Origin of the sequence: Xanthomonas sp. LMG 12461, assembly GCF_009192935.1 — a bacterium.
GTDB lineage: Bacteria > Pseudomonadota > Gammaproteobacteria > Xanthomonadales > Xanthomonadaceae > Xanthomonas_A > Xanthomonas_A sontii.
Genome location: NZ_NQYT01000026.1, coordinates 42356 through 58383, shown reverse-complemented (window position 1 = coordinate 58383; position 16028 = coordinate 42356). Strand labels below are relative to the sequence as shown.

Annotated in this window: 17 protein-coding genes, 1 tRNA gene and 1 pseudogene; 11 read left to right on the top strand and 8 right to left on the bottom strand. The window is 69.7% G+C overall.

Annotated features, from left to right (window positions below):
* Positions 1-38 precede the first annotated feature (38 nt).
* Both CEK68_RS20945 and CEK68_RS07315 read left to right on the top strand, forming a co-directional pair.
* Complete coding sequence (locus CEK68_RS20945; RefSeq protein WP_193314129.1) at positions 39-887, top strand: SPOR domain-containing protein; 849 nt, start codon at positions 39-41, stop codon at positions 885-887.
* 101 nt (positions 888-988) lie between these two features.
* Positions 989-1064: transfer RNA gene (locus CEK68_RS07315), tRNA-Thr, on the top strand.
* Positions 1065-1298: 234 nt separating this feature from the next.
* Here CEK68_RS07315 and CEK68_RS07310 read toward each other — a convergent pair.
* Positions 1299-1652: a hypothetical protein gene (locus CEK68_RS07310; protein ID WP_226977802.1), complete on the bottom strand. Its 354-nt coding sequence runs from the start codon at positions 1650-1652 to the stop codon at positions 1299-1301.
* A 143-nt stretch (positions 1653-1795) separates the two neighbouring features.
* Between CEK68_RS07310 and rocF the strand changes: the two genes are divergently transcribed.
* The 4 genes from rocF to CEK68_RS07290 all read left to right on the top strand — a co-directional run bounded on the left by rocF (position 1796) and on the right by CEK68_RS07290 (position 3606).
* Positions 1796-2719, top strand: coding sequence for an arginase (rocF, locus tag CEK68_RS07305; protein ID WP_026144365.1), 924 nt, complete (start codon positions 1796-1798; stop codon positions 2717-2719).
* Positions 2720-2861: 142 nt separating this feature from the next.
* Positions 2862-3014, top strand: coding sequence for an entericidin A/B family lipoprotein (locus tag CEK68_RS07300; protein WP_017908941.1), 153 nt, complete (start codon positions 2862-2864; stop codon positions 3012-3014).
* Between the two features lie 55 nt (positions 3015-3069).
* The gene (locus CEK68_RS07295; RefSeq protein WP_026143575.1) at positions 3070-3204 is read left to right on the top strand and encodes an entericidin A/B family lipoprotein; all 135 of its coding nucleotides are present in this window, start codon (positions 3070-3072) and stop codon (positions 3202-3204) included.
* Between the two features lie 186 nt (positions 3205-3390).
* Entirely contained in the window at positions 3391-3606 is a 216-nt protein-coding gene (locus CEK68_RS07290; protein WP_043093613.1) for a CsbD family protein, read from the top strand.
* 70 nt (positions 3607-3676) lie between these two features.
* Here CEK68_RS07290 and CEK68_RS07285 read toward each other — a convergent pair whose 3' ends face one another.
* Positions 3677-4579, bottom strand: a complete 903-nt coding sequence (locus CEK68_RS07285) for a hypothetical protein (protein WP_152238995.1) — start codon at positions 4577-4579, stop codon at positions 3677-3679.
* Positions 4580-4735: 156 nt separating this feature from the next.
* Here CEK68_RS07285 and CEK68_RS07280 point away from each other — a divergent pair, with 156 nt between their 5' ends.
* The 3 genes and pseudogenes from CEK68_RS07280 to CEK68_RS21460 all read left to right on the top strand — a co-directional run.
* Positions 4736-6028, top strand: a complete 1293-nt coding sequence (locus CEK68_RS07280) for a tryptophan--tRNA ligase (protein WP_152238994.1) — start codon at positions 4736-4738, stop codon at positions 6026-6028.
* A gap of 428 nt (positions 6029-6456) precedes the next feature.
* Positions 6457-7389: an MBL fold metallo-hydrolase gene (locus CEK68_RS07275; RefSeq protein WP_152238993.1), complete on the top strand. Its 933-nt coding sequence runs from the start codon at positions 6457-6459 to the stop codon at positions 7387-7389.
* Between the two features lie 107 nt (positions 7390-7496).
* Positions 7497-7607, top strand: a pseudogene (locus CEK68_RS21460) (peptidase); the annotation flags it as partial.
* 376 nt (positions 7608-7983) lie between these two features.
* Here the strand turns inward: CEK68_RS21460 and CEK68_RS07265 are convergent.
* Together CEK68_RS07265 and CEK68_RS07260 are read right to left on the bottom strand one after the other, a co-directional pair.
* Complete coding sequence (locus tag CEK68_RS07265; RefSeq protein WP_152238992.1) at positions 7984-8571, bottom strand: hypothetical protein; 588 nt, start codon at positions 8569-8571, stop codon at positions 7984-7986.
* 473 nt (positions 8572-9044) lie between these two features.
* Complete coding sequence (locus CEK68_RS07260) at positions 9045-9458, bottom strand: Rap1a/Tai family immunity protein (RefSeq protein ID WP_152238991.1); 414 nt, start codon at positions 9456-9458, stop codon at positions 9045-9047.
* 122 nt (positions 9459-9580) lie between these two features.
* On the opposite strand from CEK68_RS07260, the gene yedA reads away from it, so the two are divergent.
* Positions 9581-10477 carry a drug/metabolite exporter YedA gene (gene yedA, locus CEK68_RS07255; RefSeq protein WP_017914929.1) on the top strand — a complete coding sequence of 299 codons (897 nt, stop codon included), beginning with the start codon at positions 9581-9583 and terminating at the stop codon, positions 10475-10477.
* Positions 10474-11376, top strand: a complete 903-nt coding sequence (gene rarD, locus CEK68_RS07250) for an EamA family transporter RarD (RefSeq protein WP_152238990.1) — start codon at positions 10474-10476, stop codon at positions 11374-11376. The genes yedA and rarD overlap by 4 nt, the downstream gene beginning before the upstream one ends.
* A gap of 64 nt (positions 11377-11440) precedes the next feature.
* On the opposite strand, the gene CEK68_RS07245 is transcribed toward rarD, so the two are convergent.
* The 4 genes from CEK68_RS07245 to CEK68_RS07230 all read right to left on the bottom strand — a co-directional run bounded on the left by CEK68_RS07245 (position 11441) and on the right by CEK68_RS07230 (position 15969).
* Complete coding sequence (locus CEK68_RS07245; RefSeq protein WP_017908951.1) at positions 11441-12583, bottom strand: alpha/beta fold hydrolase; 1143 nt, start codon at positions 12581-12583, stop codon at positions 11441-11443.
* A 150-nt stretch (positions 12584-12733) separates the two neighbouring features.
* Positions 12734-14044, bottom strand: coding sequence for an ABC transporter permease (locus tag CEK68_RS07240; RefSeq protein ID WP_152236644.1), 1311 nt, complete (start codon positions 14042-14044; stop codon positions 12734-12736).
* Positions 14045-14108: 64 nt separating this feature from the next.
* A complete protein-coding gene (locus CEK68_RS07235; protein ID WP_152238989.1) occupies positions 14109-15266 on the bottom strand; it encodes an FtsX-like permease family protein in 1158 nt (385 codons plus the stop codon).
* Between the two features lie 13 nt (positions 15267-15279).
* Entirely contained in the window at positions 15280-15969 is a 690-nt protein-coding gene (locus CEK68_RS07230) for an ABC transporter ATP-binding protein (protein WP_152238988.1), read from the bottom strand.
* Positions 15970-16028 lie beyond the last annotated feature (59 nt).

The window sequence follows — 16028 nt, the reverse complement described above, 5'->3', positions numbered from 1 at the left end:
TCTCTCCCAACGTGCATCGCACGCTCTAGAATCCGGCCATGCTCGTTCGCGCCCTGCTCGTCGTCCTGACCATCCTCAACCTCGGCGTCGCGGTGTGGTGGGCGATGCAGCCGCCGACGCCGCCCCCGGTGCCGATGCCGGCCGTGCCGGCCGGGGTGGCGACGCTGCAACTGGTCAATGAAGCGCCGGCGCCGGCTGCTGCGCCAACTGCGCCGACGGCCGCGCCTGTCGCCGCGCCAGCCGATGCGCAAGCGGACACCGCCGTCGCCGCCGATCCTGTCGAAGCGGTTCCGGCGCAGGCTGACGCACCGGCGGCTCCCACGACCGCCGCACCGTCCACTGCGCCCACGCCGCTCGCTGCCGTGCCTGCGCCCGCTCCAACCCAGAGCCAGGCCGAGCCTGCAGCGGCGCCCGCCGCCGCCGCGGCGGTGTGCCTGAGCGTAGGACCGTACCCGGACCGCGACGCGGCGCAGGCGGCCGTCGCCGCGCTGGCCCCGGGAGCGCCGCGTCCGCGCCTGCGCGAGGCCGCCGACAGCGACGCCACCAGCTTCCGCGTGATCCTGCCGACCATCGGCGGCGAAGACGGCCTCAGGCAGGCCACCGAGCGCATCGTCGCCGCCGGCATCCGCGACTATTACCCATTGCGCCAGGGCGATGCCGGCAATGCCATCGCCCTGGGCCAGTACCGCAGCCGCGAGGGGGCCGAGCGCCGCCGCCAGGAACTGGCCCGTGCCGGCTTCAACGCCGACCTGATCCCCAGCGGCGGCAGCGGCCAGTCGCGCTGGTGGCTGGACCTGCGCGCCGACTCCGCGGCGCAGGCCGCGACCTTGCGCCGCCAACTCGGCGCCGCGCGCCAGCGCACCGTGGACTGCGGCACGCTACGCTAGAATGCCGCGCCTGCCGGTGTTCGGCGCCGCGCCGTCGCGCGTGCCGAGTCCCGCGCCAGCAGGTAGACTGCCCCGGGCCCGCCCGCGGGCGTCTCCACCTTGCCGCTTTAGCTCAGTCGGTAGAGCAACTGTCTTGTAAACAGTAGGTCATCCGTTCGATTCGGATAAGCGGCACCATCGTCGATCCGCCTGCATCCGCAGATGTCCGCGCTGCGCCATCAATCCGCTGAAACAGCGGGTTTTTGCTTTCTGTCGCGTGCCCTCACGAACATCCGGTCGAGCAGGGAGCAACTGCGCGTCACGCGAGCAGGGTGTGGCGTGGCGGATGGCAACCACGCAGCAGCACACTCGCGAGGCAACAGCCGCTCAACCGAAGCGCGGTTGGATCGCCACGTGTTGTCGCGAGCTGCGCTACGGGCTTCGCGGCATGAGCAAGGACTGCGCGCGCGCGGAAAGCGGACAACCCTGCTGCTGCAAGAAGGCGATGGCCTCTCTGGTGCGCCGGAGCAGCCCGGTGTTCGCGATGAAGGTCGTCTTCGCTCCCTGGAACGCCAGCACGACGTTCTCGGTTCCCCATGCCTTCCGATAGTCCACGCTGGCGATCTCGCGGTACGGACGGGTGCGCGTGCGCAGCACGCGGTACTCCACGTGGTCCGCGTGCAGGATCAGCATGGGGTTGAGGCTGTTGTGCGCCCACGCGAACCAGGGAAGGAACGTGAGCCCGGCGAACGCGGCCTCCAGGGTCACGGTCAACGGTTTTTCCAAGGCGATCTCCAGAAACGGCGGAGCAGCTTAGTCAGCCACCGCCATCGACGTCCAACGGTGCGCCTCCGCTGCTGCGACGCGGCGAGTCGTGCCATGCCGGTCCCGCTAGACTGGGTCACTTTTTTTGGCTGGAGCGTATGCGCATGAAGTCGTCCTTTCTGCCGGTGTCCCTCATCGGCGTGCCTACCGACATCGGTGCGGGACATCGTGGTGCGCGCATGGGGCCGGAGGCGCTGCGCATCGCCGGCCTGCACGAGGCGCTGGCCAATCGCGGCGTGGAGGTGCGCGACATCGGCAACATCGATGGCCCGCGCAATCCCTGGCAGGCGCCGGTCGACGGCTACCGCCACCTGGACGAGGTGGTGGCCTGGAACCGCGCGCTGATGGAGGCCAGCTACGCCGAGCTGCGCGCCGGACGCATGCCGATCGTGCTCGGCGGCGACCATTGCCTGGGCATCGGTTCGATCACCGCGGTGGCGCGGTACTGCCGCGAACAGGGCCGCAAGCTGCGCGTGCTGTGGCTGGACGCGCATTCGGACTTCAATACCAGCGAGGTCACGCCGTCGGGCAACGTGCACGGCATGCCGGTGGCCTGCCTGTGCGGGCTGGGCCCGCAGGCGCTGACCGAGCTCGGCGGCAGCGCGCCGGCGCTGCGCCCGGAGCAGGTGCGGCAGATCGGCATCCGCTCGGTCGACCCGGACGAGAAGCGGCTGATCAAGCAGCATCGCGTGGACGTGTACGACATGCGCTACATCGACGAGATGGGCATGAAGCGGACCATGGAGGCGGCGCTGGACGGGCTCGACGCCGACACCCATCTGCACGTCAGCTTCGACGTGGACTTCCTCGACCCCAGCATCGCCCCGGGTGTCGGCACCACCGTGCCCGGCGGCCCCAACTACCGCGAGGCGCAACTGGTGATGGAGATGATCGCCGACAGCGGGCGCATGGCCTCGCTGGACATCGTGGAGCTGAATCCGGTGCTGGACCACCGCAACCTGACCGCGGAGCTGGCCGTGGACCTGGTGGAGAGCCTGTTCGGCAAATCGACCCTGATGCGGGACTGAGCGACGCGGGCTTACCCTGAATGGGTCGCCGGTTCATTCACGTGAAATCCACAGTCGTGACGGCAGATTCACCTCCAGACGGTAGCGCGGCGACGCCTATCGCCGCCCACCCCGACCACCTGCGATTGCCGAGGACGACCCGATGAAGCGACTGACCACCCTGTTGATGCTGACCCTGTTTTGCGCTGGTGTGCTGACCGGCTGCAACACCGTTGCCGGCGCCGGCAAGGACATGCAGAAGGCGGGCGAGAAGGTGGAAGACACCGCCAAGGATTGCAGCGCGGGCAAGTGCTGAGTTTCGCGCGGCCTGCGTGCCGCGTCCCATGACCAAGTAAGCAAGGAGTGAACCTATGAAGCGTACGTTTGCGTGGATGCTGCTGGCGATGTTCTCGGTGGGCCTGCTGGCCGGTTGCAACACCGTTGCCGGTGCCGGCAAGGACGTGCAGAAGGCAGGCGAGAAGGTCCAAGACGCCGCCAAGAACTGAGCCTCGTCTCGGTGACCAGAAACGGGTCGGCTTGCCGGCCCGTTTTTTTTTGCGCGGCTGCCGACCACCGCGTAACGGTTCACGATGCTCATGCATCGCTGACGCTGCGTTGATCGGTTCGCGACGCAGGCCGCGCAATGCTGCGCGGGCGGCGTACGGCGCCGCTTACACATCACGAGAGATGCCATGAACAAAGACATCATTGCCGGCAAGTGGACCCAGCTCAAGGGCAAGATCAAGGCGCAGTGGGGCGACCTCACCGACGACGACTTCGACGTCGCCGAAGGCAACACCCAGTACCTGGCCGGCAAGCTGCAGGAGCGCTACGGCTGGGCGCGCGATCGCGCCGAGAAGGAAGTGCACGCGTTCCGCGACGGCCTGGGCAAGGAATACCACGACTGAGGCGCACACCGCCGCAGCGTCGTCGATACGGGCCGCATTGCGGCCCGTGCTTTTTTGGTGCGCGGGACGCTCAGCGCTCCGGCGGATCGGGCACGTAGTCGCCGGGAAACGCGCTTGGCGCAACCGCCACGCGCCGCGGCGGCAGGTTCCGCGGCAGCACGCCGCGTGCGATCAGCCGTGCGCGGCTGTCGTAGCGCAGCTCGGTCCGTTGCATCGGCACGTCGCTGGCGCGCTCGAATTCTGTGACGCGCGAAGGCGACCATTCGCGCGCGCCGTGGCCGGTGCCCAGGCGCTGCTGCACGCGGGCAGCGGAGGTGCCTTCGCGTGCATACGTGCGTGCGTCCGCGGACGGTGCCGCCGCGAGGGGTGCGGCCGCACTGCGTTGCGGGGCGTCGGCGGCCGCTGCCGGTGCAGGCATTGCTTCCGGCGTCGGGACGCCGGGCGTTGCCGCGCGCGCGGCTGCGTTGGCAGCTCTCTCGGCGTCGACGCCTGCGTTCCCCGGGACGGTATCGGGCCATGCCCGCGCTTCGTCGAACACCGCCATGCCGATCACGCCGACGTTGCGCGGACGTCCGGTGCGTGCCGCATAGCTGTCCTCCAGGTCGGTGAACACGAACTGCGCCACGTCCTCGGACGATTTGCGCCACCCGGCGATCTCGGTTTGTTGCCACGGCGCCAGCACATAGCCGCGCTGGTCGCTGGCCGCGGTCTGGCCACTGACCGCGTTGACGCCGTCCACCGACAGCACCACCAGCACCCGCGCCCCGGTCAGGTTGGTCAGGCGCAGCGCGTAGCGGTGGCCGGGCGTGGCGGCGATCCAGCGCTCGCCGCGCCAGGCATGCGCGGGCAGCGGATCGTCGCCGGCATCGCGATCGATCACCTTCAGCTGCACTGCCGGCGCCGAGCTCGGTGGCGACGGCCATGGACGAAAGCCACACAGCCCGCCGATGCACAGCAGCGCGAAAGCGAGCACGGCGAGGGAACGGGAACGGCGGGGCAGGGAAGGAGCAGGAACGTGCATCGCGGCGACTCCAGGACGGGGACGCCGGATTGAACGCACCACGCGCCGGAACGGGGTTGTCGCGCAGCGGGTAAACTCGCCTGGTTTCCCCCTGACCGTCCATTCCGCATGACCACCCGCGTTCTCACCGGCATCACCACCTCCGGCACGCCGCACCTCGGCAACTACGTCGGCGCCATCCGCCCCGCGCTGCAGGCCAGCCGGCGTCCCGGCATCGAGAGCTTCTTCTTCCTGGCCGATCTGCACAGCCTGATCAAGGCGCAGGACCCGGCGCGGACCCAGCGTTCGACCCTGGAGATCGCGGCGACCTGGCTGGCGGCGGGCCTGGATCCGGCGCAGGTGTGGTTCTACCGCCAGTCGGATGTGCCGGAGACCAACGAGCTGACCTGGTTCCTGACCTGCGTCGCCGGCAAGGGCATCCTCAATCGCGCGCACGCCTACAAGGCGGCGGTGGACAAGAACCGCGCCGACGGCGAGGACGACGATGCCGGGGTCACCGCCGGCCTGTTCATGTATCCGGTGCTGATGGCCGCCGACATCCTGCTGTTCAAGGCGCAGCATGTGCCGGTGGGCCGCGACCAGATCCAGCACATCGAGATGGCGCGCGATTTCGCGCAGCGCTTCAACCACGTCTACGGCCGCGAGCACTTCGTGCTGCCCGACGCGCTGATCGACGAGCAGGTGGCGACGCTGCCCGGGCTGGATGGGCGCAAGATGAGCAAGAGCTACGACAACACCATTCCGCTGTTCGCCCCGCGCGAGGAGCTGAAGAAGCGGGTGTTCGCCATCGTCACCGATTCGCGCGCGCCCGGCGAGTCGAAGGAGACCGAGGGCTCTGCGCTGTTCCAGCTGTACCAGGCCTTCGCCAGCGCCGAGGAGACGGCCGCGTTCGCGCAGGCGTTCGCCGCCGGCATCGGCTGGGGCGAGGCCAAGCAGCAGCTGTTCGAGCGCATCGATGCCGAGATCGCGCCGATGCGCGTGCGCTACGAGGCGCTGATGGCGCGTCCGCAGGACATCGAGGCGATCCTGCGCGACAACGCGCAGCGCCTGCGCGAACGCTATGCGATCCCGTTCCTGGCCGAGCTGCGGCACGCGGTGGGCCTGCGCGATCTGTCGGCGCAGGGCGATGGCGCTACCGAAGCGGCGACGGCCAAGCAGGCGCTGCCGAGCTTCAAGCAGTACCGCGAGGCCGACGGCCAGTTCTACTTCAAGCTGCTCGATGGCGAGGGCGTGCTGCTGTTGCAGAGCGGCGGCTTCGCCTCGCCGCGCGATGCCGGGCAGACCATCGCTGCGCTCAAGCAGGCCGCACAGGCCGAGGCGCTGCAGGCGGCGCCGGTGACCCTGGAAGCAGCGGCCGAGACGGTGCTGGCGGCGCTGGCGCGGCTGCGCGAGGCGGGCTGAGCGCTGGCGCGCGGCGGTCCGTCTTAGGGTCGGCTTCAGCCGCGACAGGCATTCCTAGGAATGCTTGTCGCCTAGGAATGCCTGTCGCGGCTGAAGCGGCTCCGACAGGGCGGCACTAGCCTTGTCGAAGGATTGCATTGTGGGAGGGACTTCAGTCCCGACGACGGAGGGTGTCAGGCGGCGCTCGGCTTCGCTTGTCGCGGCTGCATGACGGTCGACTCCTACAGACAAATGACGCGTCCCATCGCGACATCCGAAGCGCGTGTGTTTGCCGGCCGCATGCAGTCGGGACTGAAGTCCCTCCCACAATGGGCTGTCGGGTCTGCGGCGTTTCCGTTATTCGTTCTCATCCGGCCCTTGCCGCCCGGCACTGGCAGCATCCTCCATACCGCCTAGAATGGAGCTTCGCCCAGCCACGCTTCTGCGCCATGCCACGCGATCCCAGCATCCATCTCGTCGATACCGGCTTCCAGCGCGCGCAGTTCGATGCCGCCTACCTGATCGTGGAGAACGGGCGCGGCGCCTTCGTCGACTGCGGCACCAGCCATGCCGTGCCGCTGCTGCTGGACGCCCTGGCGCAGGCCGGTCTGGCGCCGGCCGACGTGGACTGGCTGATCCTCACCCACGTGCACCTGGACCATGCCGGCGGTGCGGGTGCGCTGCTGCAGCACCTGCCGAACGCGCGTCTGCTGGTGCATCCGCGCGGTGCGCCGCACATGATCGATCCGGCGCGGCTGATCGCCGGCGCCACCGCGGTGTACGGCGAGGCGGAGATGGCGCGCAGCTACGGCAGCATCGTGCCGGTACCGGCGGAGCGCGTGGTGGTGGCCGAGGACGGCCATCGCCTGTCGCTGGCCGGGCGCGAGCTGTTGTGCATCGACACCCCCGGGCACGCCCGCCATCACCTGTGCGTGTGGGACGCACGCAGCCGCAGCTGGTTCAGTGGCGACACCTTCGGCCTGTCCTACCGCGAACTGGACAGCACGCGCGGTGCGTTCGCGATCCCGACCTCGTCGCCGGTGCAGTTCGAGCCGGAAGCGATGCAGGCCTCGATCCAGCGCATGCTCGGCTATGCGCCGCAGACGCTGTACCTCACCCACTACGGTCCGGTGGAGGGCGCCGAGACGCTGGCGGCGGAGCTGCTGGAGCAACTGGAGGCGATGGTGGCGATCGCGCGCGGATGCGACGGCCGTTCCGACCGCCATCGCTGCCTGGTCGCGGCGCTGACCGCGCTGTATCTGGAGCGGGCGCGGCTGCATGGCTGTCCGCTGGACGATGCCGGCGTGGAGCGCGTGCTGCACATGGACATCGAACTCAATGCGCAGGGCCTGGCCTGCTGGCTGGATCGTCCCGAGCGCTGAACGGCGGCCGGTTTCGCGCAAGCGAATGCGTCGCCGTGCTGTCTCCGCACGACGCCATTCTCTACACTGTGCGGCCCGCTTGTTGCCAGGTCGTGACCGTGAACCCGATGCGCATGTTGCTGCTGTCCGCTTCCCTGTTCATGGGAGGTGCGGCACAGGCAGCTAACGATGCGCTGGCCGGCGATGCGGGCGGCGACGCCGATGCCTTGGAGCGGCATGCCTTGCCGGCGAACAGCGATTCCTCCGAGGCCCGTGGTCCGGCGATGCCGGGCTGAGCGACGCCGGCCGAGCGAGATGCGAGTGCCATCAGAGCACGTTGGCTGCGCAGTGCCAGGGCCGTTGGCCGGCGACACGCGCGGTTGCGCTGGGTGCGCGGGAGAAGGAGATCTTCGCGGGTGGCGCAAGGCCACGCGTAGAAGCGGCTTCAGCCGCGACGGGGCGTGACCGGCAATGCCTGTCGCGGTTGAAGCCGCTCCTGCGAGAGAACAACGCTGTGTTCGGCAAGGCTGCGAAAAGCGCGCGCTAGAAGTGGCCTGAAGCCGTTTCTACCGTGCCAGGTGCGTGCGGGTGCCGCAGGCGACCATGCCGCACTGCTCAGGCAGTGGTGTCGATCAACCCGCCGACGATGCCCTGATTGAGCAGGTCGCCGCTGACCGTGCCGCTGAGGCTGGGATCGGACTGCAGCAGCGACGACAGCTGCGGGGTCAGGCCCTGGCTGCTGAAGACGCCGGAGGCGTTGTACAGGCCCGGGGTCGACGGCGGCGCGGTGATGGTGCCGAGCAGGCCCTGGTCGTATGTCTGCGTGGCCTGATCGAGGGTGGGGTAGGGCGCGGTGCCGGTCGAGGTCGACGCGCCGGCGGTCGAGGTGGAAGTGCCGGCAGAGGAGGTCGAGGCCGCATCGCTCGGGCCGGCGCTGACGATGCTGTTGAACAGCCCGGCCGCGTTGTAGGTCAGGCCCGTGTCGGCCGGGATGGTTCCCGCGAGGCCGCCGAGGCTGAAGATCACCGAGGCCTCGCCGGACAATTCCACCGCCTGCTGCACCGCGGCCGGATCGTTGCTGGCCACGATCGGGTTGCCGGCTTGAGCCGAACCGCTGGAGGCACTCGCTGCGGAAAAGCCATAGGGCGACGTGCCATAAGGCGTGACGGTGCCGAGCGGCGACAGTGCGGTATCGATGGCCATGGCAGTGCGCAGCGAGCAGGTGTGTGTGCGTACAGATACGCCCGTGCGGCTGAACCGTCTCTTAGGTTTTTCGGGGGCTGCGGAGCGCCGGAGCGGGCTGCAGTTGCGCTGTCATGGACGTCGGCTGATCGGTGGAAACTTCAGGGGTCAGAACTGCATTGAGCAGCACACTCCTTGCGCGAGGCCGGTCTCGTTTCTTCGGCCAGAGCGCGGCGCGGGTCGGCCATGCGCAGTGGCGGCAGCTGACGCGACCTGATTGAGATCCTTCATCTGCTGCGCGTTGCTGGTCTGGCTGTTGGCGCGCCCACGCGGACCTGCAGCGCCGCGGCCTGGTGATCACGGTGGAGCGCCGGGCGCCGCTGGCGGTGGCTGCGGTGCCAGTGTGGATGCCCGTGCGGCACCCGACGCATCGTCGCGCCAGCGGCTCATCACTGCCTCGTCGCGCCGACGCGACCTCGAGGCAGTCGGCGCTTTCAGCGCGATGGACGGCGTGGCTTGGCAGGTTTGCAGGGGTACCGTTTGGCCAGGGCCTGCGCGACCAGGTCGCTGGCGCGTTCGTCCAGGCGCGTATCGGGCAGCGCGACGAGATCGGCGACCAGGGCCTGCACATCCGGTGGACCGGACTGGCCGGCCGGTCGGCACCATCGCGCGCCCTCGCTGCCGGCCGCGATGCCGAGCATGTAGGCGGCCGCCGTGCGCGAGGACACCATGACCCGCAGTTCCTGCGGTTGCTGCGGACCCAGGTCGTCTGCCAGCGAGCCGTCCAGCGGGGCTTCCAGCAACTGATGTCCGTTCAAGTCCCAGGGTCCGGCAGGCGGGCGTGCCGCGCTGTTGCTGCCCAGCGCCGCCAGCAGGGGCAGCGCGAGCCAGGTGCGGTGTGATGTCATCCACGACTCCTTTCTAGACGAGTGGTCTGCACGCCGCGGCGGTGCGCCGCGCGCGGGCGATAGGGCTTGCGCACAGACCAGGTGCTCTAGAATAGCGCCCCTGCTGTCTCTGGCGCCGTCCGATGCCTTCTGCTCCTGTCGCCGCTGCGCCTGCGCGCGGCGGCTTCGTCGTTCTCGCCCTGTTCCTGGTCTATGTCGTCTGGGGCTCGACCTATCTGGCGATCCGCTTCGCCCTGGAAGGCGGCGCGCCGCCGTTGAGCGTGGTCTCCGGCACGCGCTTCGTGATCGCCGGCAGCGTGCTGTACGCGGTGCTGCGCTGGCGCGGGGTGGCCGCGCCCACGCGCGCGCAGTGGCGGCCGCTGGCCACGCTCGGCGCGCTGATGCTGGTCTGCGGCAATGGCCTGGTGGTGCTGGCCGAGCGACAGGTGTCCTCGGGGCTGGCGGCGGTGGCGGTGGCCTCGGTGCCGCTGTGGATGGCGCTGTTCGGCACGTTGCGCGGCCACCACGCCAGCCGCGGCGAATGGTTGGGCATCGTGGTCGGCTTCGCCGGCGTGGTGTGGCTCAACGCCGGCAGCAGCCTCAATGCCAGCCCGCTGGGCCTGGTGCTGCTGTTGATCGCGCCGGTCGGCTGGGCGTTCGGCTCGGTGTGGTCGCGCGGGCGCGATCTGCCGATGCCGTTCATGGCCGCCGCGGGGCAGATGCTGTGCGGCGGGGTGATGCTGGTGGCGATCGGCCTGCTCAGCGGCGAACGCCTGCATACCCTGCCAAGCGCACAGGGGATGCTGGCGGTGGCCTACCTGTGCGTGTTCGGCTCGATCGTCGCCTTCACCGCCTACGTGTGGCTGCTGCAGAACGTACGCCCGGCGCTGGCCGGCAGCTATGCCTACGTCAATCCGGTGATCGCGGTGGCGCTGGGCAGTTGGCTCGGCAGCGAACGCTTCAGCGCCAGCGATTTCGGTGCGATGGCGGTGATCCTGGCCGGCGTGGTGGTGATCACCGTGGCGAGGACCCGGCGATGACCGCGGTCGCCGCGCAGGAGGCCCGGCGCGGCCTGTGGATCACCGCGGCGACCTTCGCGCTGTGGGGCGTGGTGCCGGTGTACTGGCACCTGCTGCAGGCGGTGCCGTCGCCGCACATCATCGCCCACCGCATCGTCTGGAGCACGCTGCTGGTGGTGGCCTGGCTGGTGTACAGCGCACGCCTGCAGTGGTGGCGGCGCATTGCCGCGCAGCCGCGCGCGCTGGCCACGCTGGCGCTGAGCAGCGTGGCGATCGCCTTCAACTGGGGCCTGTACATCTGGGCGGTCAATGCCGGCCACGTGATCGAGACCAGCCTGGGCTACTTCATCAATCCGCTGGTCAACGTGCTGCTCGGGGTGCTGGTGCTGCGCGAGCGGCTGCGTCCGCTGCAATGGCTGGCGGTGGCCTGCGCCGCGCTGGGCGTGGCCTGGCTGACCGTCGACGCCGGCACGCTGCCGTGGATCGCGCTGGGCCTGGCCGGCTCGTTCGGGCTGTACGGCCTGTTGCGCAAGCTGGTGCAGGTGGATGCGGTGGCCGGGCTGGGGGTGGAGAGCCTGTACCTGTTCCTGCCGGCGCTGGGCTTCGTGCTGTGGGGCGAGGCCGGCCACGGCGGCGGCTTCGTCGGCGGCTGGGGCTGGCGCAACGACCTGCTGCTGGCATTCGGCGGCGTGGTGACCGCGGTGCCGCTGATCGGTTTCGCCTACGGCGTGCGACGCATCCCGCTGTCGCTGGTGGGGCTGCTGCAATACATCGCGCCAAGCCTGCAGCTGCTGCTGGGCGTGTGGTTCTTCCGCGAGCCGTTCGACGCGGGCAAGGCGATCGGCTTTGCCGCCATTTGGATCGGCTTGCTGTTGTTCGCCGGCGAGAGCTTGTGGCGGCGAGCGGGGATTAGGGATTAGGGATTCGCAAGAGCAGAAGCAGCGCAGCCCGCTGTTACGAATCCCCAATCCCGACTCCCCCGGCTTAGCCGCGGCTACCGCTCGCGGCCGGCCCACCGGTCAGCTGCAGCTCGGGGTCAGCACGCGGCGGCAGCGGCTGCGGGCAGCGGCCGCCGTGGCTCGGCGACTGCAGGTCGGCGAACCAGTCCTCCACGGTCGGCGCCAGCAGGTCCAGCCGCATCGGCAGGCTCAGGTGGTTCTCGCCGGGCATCTCCAGGTAGTGCGCGCGCGGGGCGTCCAGCGCCAGCAGGCGGCCGTGCGCCACCGGGATGTGCTGGTCGGCGCTGCCGTGCAGCAGCAGCACGCAGGCCGGTGCGGCGCGCGCGGCGGCGGTGACGTCGACCTGGTCCAGGTTCAGCGCCAGGCGCTGGTTGGCGTTGGCGATCACCGCATCCAGGTTCTGCCCGCCGTAGCGCCAGCGCGCCAGGTCCATCGCCGCGCTGGCCATCCAGCCGCGCGGGCGGCTGGCGAGCATGTGCGGGATCATGTCGCGGATGCCGCGGCCGGCGTTGGCGAAGGATTCCATCGCGACCACGCCGTCGACCTGGTCGCCGAGCTTCTGCGCGGCGAACAGCGCGGTGGCCGCGCCGTAGGACACGCCGAACAGGTACACCGGGCCCTGCACCTCGCCGCTGGCGCGCAGGGCGCGGATCACCGCGACCACGTCGTCGGACTCGCGGGTGCCGTAGCCGGCCGGGCCGCCGCCGGAGCGGCCGTGGTTGCGCAGGTCGATGCTGATGCTGCGGTAGCCGGCCTGGGCCAGGTCCAGCGACCACGGCAGCAGCGAGTCGCCGTCCATCATCCAGCCGTGCAGCAGCACCACGGTGCCGCGCGGGGCCATGTGCGTGGTCGGCGCCGGGGTGGCCACGTCCATGGCGAAATCGGCGTGCTCGTGGCCGCTGGCATCGCGGCCGGCGTGCTCGTAGCGGTAGCGCATGTGGTAGTCGCCCGGGTCGATGGCGCGCCAGAAGATCGGGATGCCGCCGGGCACCACCACGTGGCCGCTGCGGTTGGGCAGGGTCGCCAGCAGGCTCTGGATACGCTCCTCGTCCATCAGCGGCGACACGCCGCCCGGCGCGACCAGGCGGTCGCTGAGCGAGGTGGAGGAGCAGGCGCTCAGCCACAGGCTGGCGCAGAGGACGAGCAGCAGGCGCAGGCGCGAGGACATGGGCGTGGCGGCGTGGAACCAAATGGCCGCGCAGGCTAGCGCCTCGGCGGCGGCCGTTCTACCGCGTTTCGATGACGGAACGATGACGCGTCAGCCGCCATTGGGCCGGGCCGGGACACGGGTCCCGGCCCGGCGCGTTCAGCCCTGGCGCTACAGCGCGCGCAGGGCGGTGGTGATCGGCAGCCGCGCCGCGCGCAGCGCCGGGAACAGGCCGCCGACCAGGCCGATGCCCAGCGCCCACTTCAAGCCGGTCCACAGCAGCGGCGGGGACACCTTGAACTGGAACACCACCTGGCTGAAGTTGCTGCCCAGGGTGGAGACGCTGTAGCCGTTGAAGATCGCCCAGGCGATCAGCCCGCCCAGCACGCCGCCGAGCAGCGCCAGCAGCATGGTCTCCAGCATCACCGCCACCACCACCGGCAGCCCGCGGAACCCCAGCGCGCGCATCGTGGCGATCTCGCGGGCACGGGTGGCGACCGCCGCGTACATGGTGTTGAGCGCGCCGAACACCGCGCCGATCGCCATGATGGTGCCGATGAAGGTGCCCAGGACCTCCAGGACCTTGCTGAGGTTGCCGCCCTGCTTGCGGTAGTACTCGCGGGTGGTGAACACGTCCAGCTTCAGCCGCGGGTCGGCGTCCATCGCCGCCTTGAACTGGCGGAAGCCGTCCTGGCCCTGGGTGCGCACGCTGATCGACTGGTAGGCGCTGCGGTTGTAGGTGGTGGCCAGGGTCTGGGTGTCGGTCCACAACTCCGAGTCGTGCGCGTCGCCGCTGGCGAACACGCCGACCACGGTCCAGGCCTGGTTGCCCAGGGTCAGGGTCTGGCCGAGCTGCAGGCCGCGGAACTGCGATTGCGCGCCCTTGCCGACCACGATCTCGCGCAGGCCCGGTTGGAAGCGACGGCCCTGCAGGAGCTTGACCTTGTCGTGCACCGCCCAGCCCTGCTCGCCGACGCCGCGGAACTGCGCGTTGACGTCGGTGCCGTCGGACTTGGACTGCAGGTTCACCACCTGCGACAACTCCGGCGAGACCAACGGGCGGTTGTCGGCGCCGCGCGCCACGCCGGCCAGGCTGGCGATCAAGGGCACCTGGTCGCGGGTGATGACCGAGTTGGTCTCGGCCTGCGAGCCGCCGCGCAGGACGATGGCGGTGGTGTCGTCGCCGGTGCTGTCCAGAGTGGCCTGGAAACCTTGGCCCATCGCCAGCATCGCCACCAGCACGCCGACCACGCCGGCGATGCCGACCACGATCACCGAACTGGCGCCCCAGCGCTGCGGCAGGCTGGCGATGCCGATGCGCGCGGCGGCCAGCGACAGCCGGCCGCTGCGGGTGACCAGCAGCAGCACGGCGAGCACCGCCACCAGCGCCAGCACCAGGAACCAGGGCAGGGCGATCCAGATTCCCAGGCACAGCGCCAGCGCCGCGATCGCCAGGACATTCCATAACCATTGCATCTTCATTGCGTTGTTCCTCGGGTCTGCGTCGCCGTCCGTGGCATCGCTGTGCTGGAGAGAGGGGGCGGGCTCAGCGCCCGGCCAGGGCGTCGACGATCTTCAGCCGCTGCGCGCGCAGCGCCGGCAGCAGGCCGACCACCACGCCGATGACCAGCATCAGCGCCGCGCCGATCAGCCAGGTCTGCAGCGGTACCGCGTGCACCGGCAGTGCGCCGCGGCTGGCGCTGGCCAGCACCGGGATCGCCGCCGCCGCCAGCGCCATGCCGAGCAGGCCGCCGAGCACGATCAGCAGCACCGACTCGACGATCACCAGGGTCAGCACCGTGCGGTCCTGGAAGCCCAGGGTCTTGAGCGTGGCCAGTTCCGGAATGCGTTCGCGCACCGCCTGCGCCATGGTGTTGCCGGTCAGCAGCACCAGGGTGAAGAACACCGCGCCCATGATCGAGGTGACGATCAGGCCGATGTCGGCGAACTGCTTGACGAAGGCCTGCTGGAATGCCGACTCGGTCTGCGACTTGGTCTCGTGGTCGGAGTTGGCCGACAGCGCATCGATCGCCTGCGCCACGCGCGAGGCGTGCTCGGGATTGTCCAGCCGCACCGTGTACCAGCTGACCTTGCCCTTGATGTAGTCGTTGCTCTCGTCGAAGTATTTCCAGTTCATCATCAACTGGTTCTCCGCCTGCACGTTGGCGCGGTCCTTGGCGCGGAAGATCGCCTTCAGTTCCAGCGGCCAGTCGTTGCTGCCGCCGCGCGGGAAGATGGTGGCCTGCAGCGGGATCACGTCGCCGACCTTCCAGCCGTTCTTCTTCGCCAGCGCCTCGCCCACCGCCGCACCGGTGCGGGTGTCGCGGAACGCCTTGAGCTGCTCCGGCGGCACCACGTACTCGCTGTACACGTCGAAGAAGTTCGGCGCCACCGAGAAGTTGGGGAAGAAGTCCTTGGGATCCTTGTAGATGCCGCCGAACCACATCGCATAGGTCACGTCGCGCACGCCCGGCACGCTGCGGATCTGCGCTTCCAGGCGCACCGGCAGCGACTGGGTGATCGACAGACGCGAGGCCACGACCAGGCGGTTGACCCCTTCCACCGAGCCGCCGGCGGTGAACGCGACGCGCACCGAGTCGAGCAGGCCGAACAGCAGGAAGGCGACGATCACCGAGAACAGGGTCAGCACTGTCCGCGTCTTGCTGCGGAACAGTTGCGCCCAGATCAACGAAAAATACTTCATGGCATCGCCTCGCTCAGTGCGCGGCCGGCGCGTCGGCCAGCTCGCCCTTGTCCAGGTGCACGGTGTGGGTGGCGTACTCGGCGGCCTTGGGGTCGTGGGTGACCATGACGATGGTCTTGCCGTGGCTGCGGTTGAGTTCCTGCAGCAGGCTCAGCACGTCCTCGGCCGAACGCCGGTCGAGGTCGCCGGTGGGTTCGTCGCAGATCAGGAAGGTGGGGTCGGAGACGATGGCGCGGGCGATGGCCACGCGCTGCTGCTGGCCGCCGGACAGTTCGCTGGGCTTGTGGTTGCGGCGCTCGGCCAGGCCGACCAGGGTCAGCGCGATCTCGGCATTGCGCTTGCGCTGGGCGGCGCTGAGCGAGGTCAGCAGCAGCGGCAGTTCGACGTTCTTCTGCGCGGTGAGCATCGGCATCAGGTTGTAGAACTGGAACACGAAGCCGACGTGGTGGCTGCGCCAGGTGGCGAGCTGCCCGCCGCTCATGCGGTCGATGCGCTGGCCTTCGATCTCGATCTCGCCGCCGCTGGGCGAATCCAGCCCGCCGATCAGGTTGAGCAGGGTGGTCTTGCCGGAGCCGGACGGACCCATCAGGGCGACGAAGTCGCCACGGGCGATATCCAGGTCGATGCCGTGCAGGACCTGGACTTTCTCGGGGCCGCGCTGGTAGGTCTTGGTGACGTTGCGCAGGGTGACGAGGGTGGACATGGTGGTGTTCCTGGCGGTGGACGAGGTGGAGGCGATGCGGTCGCCGGTGGGCGAGGGGT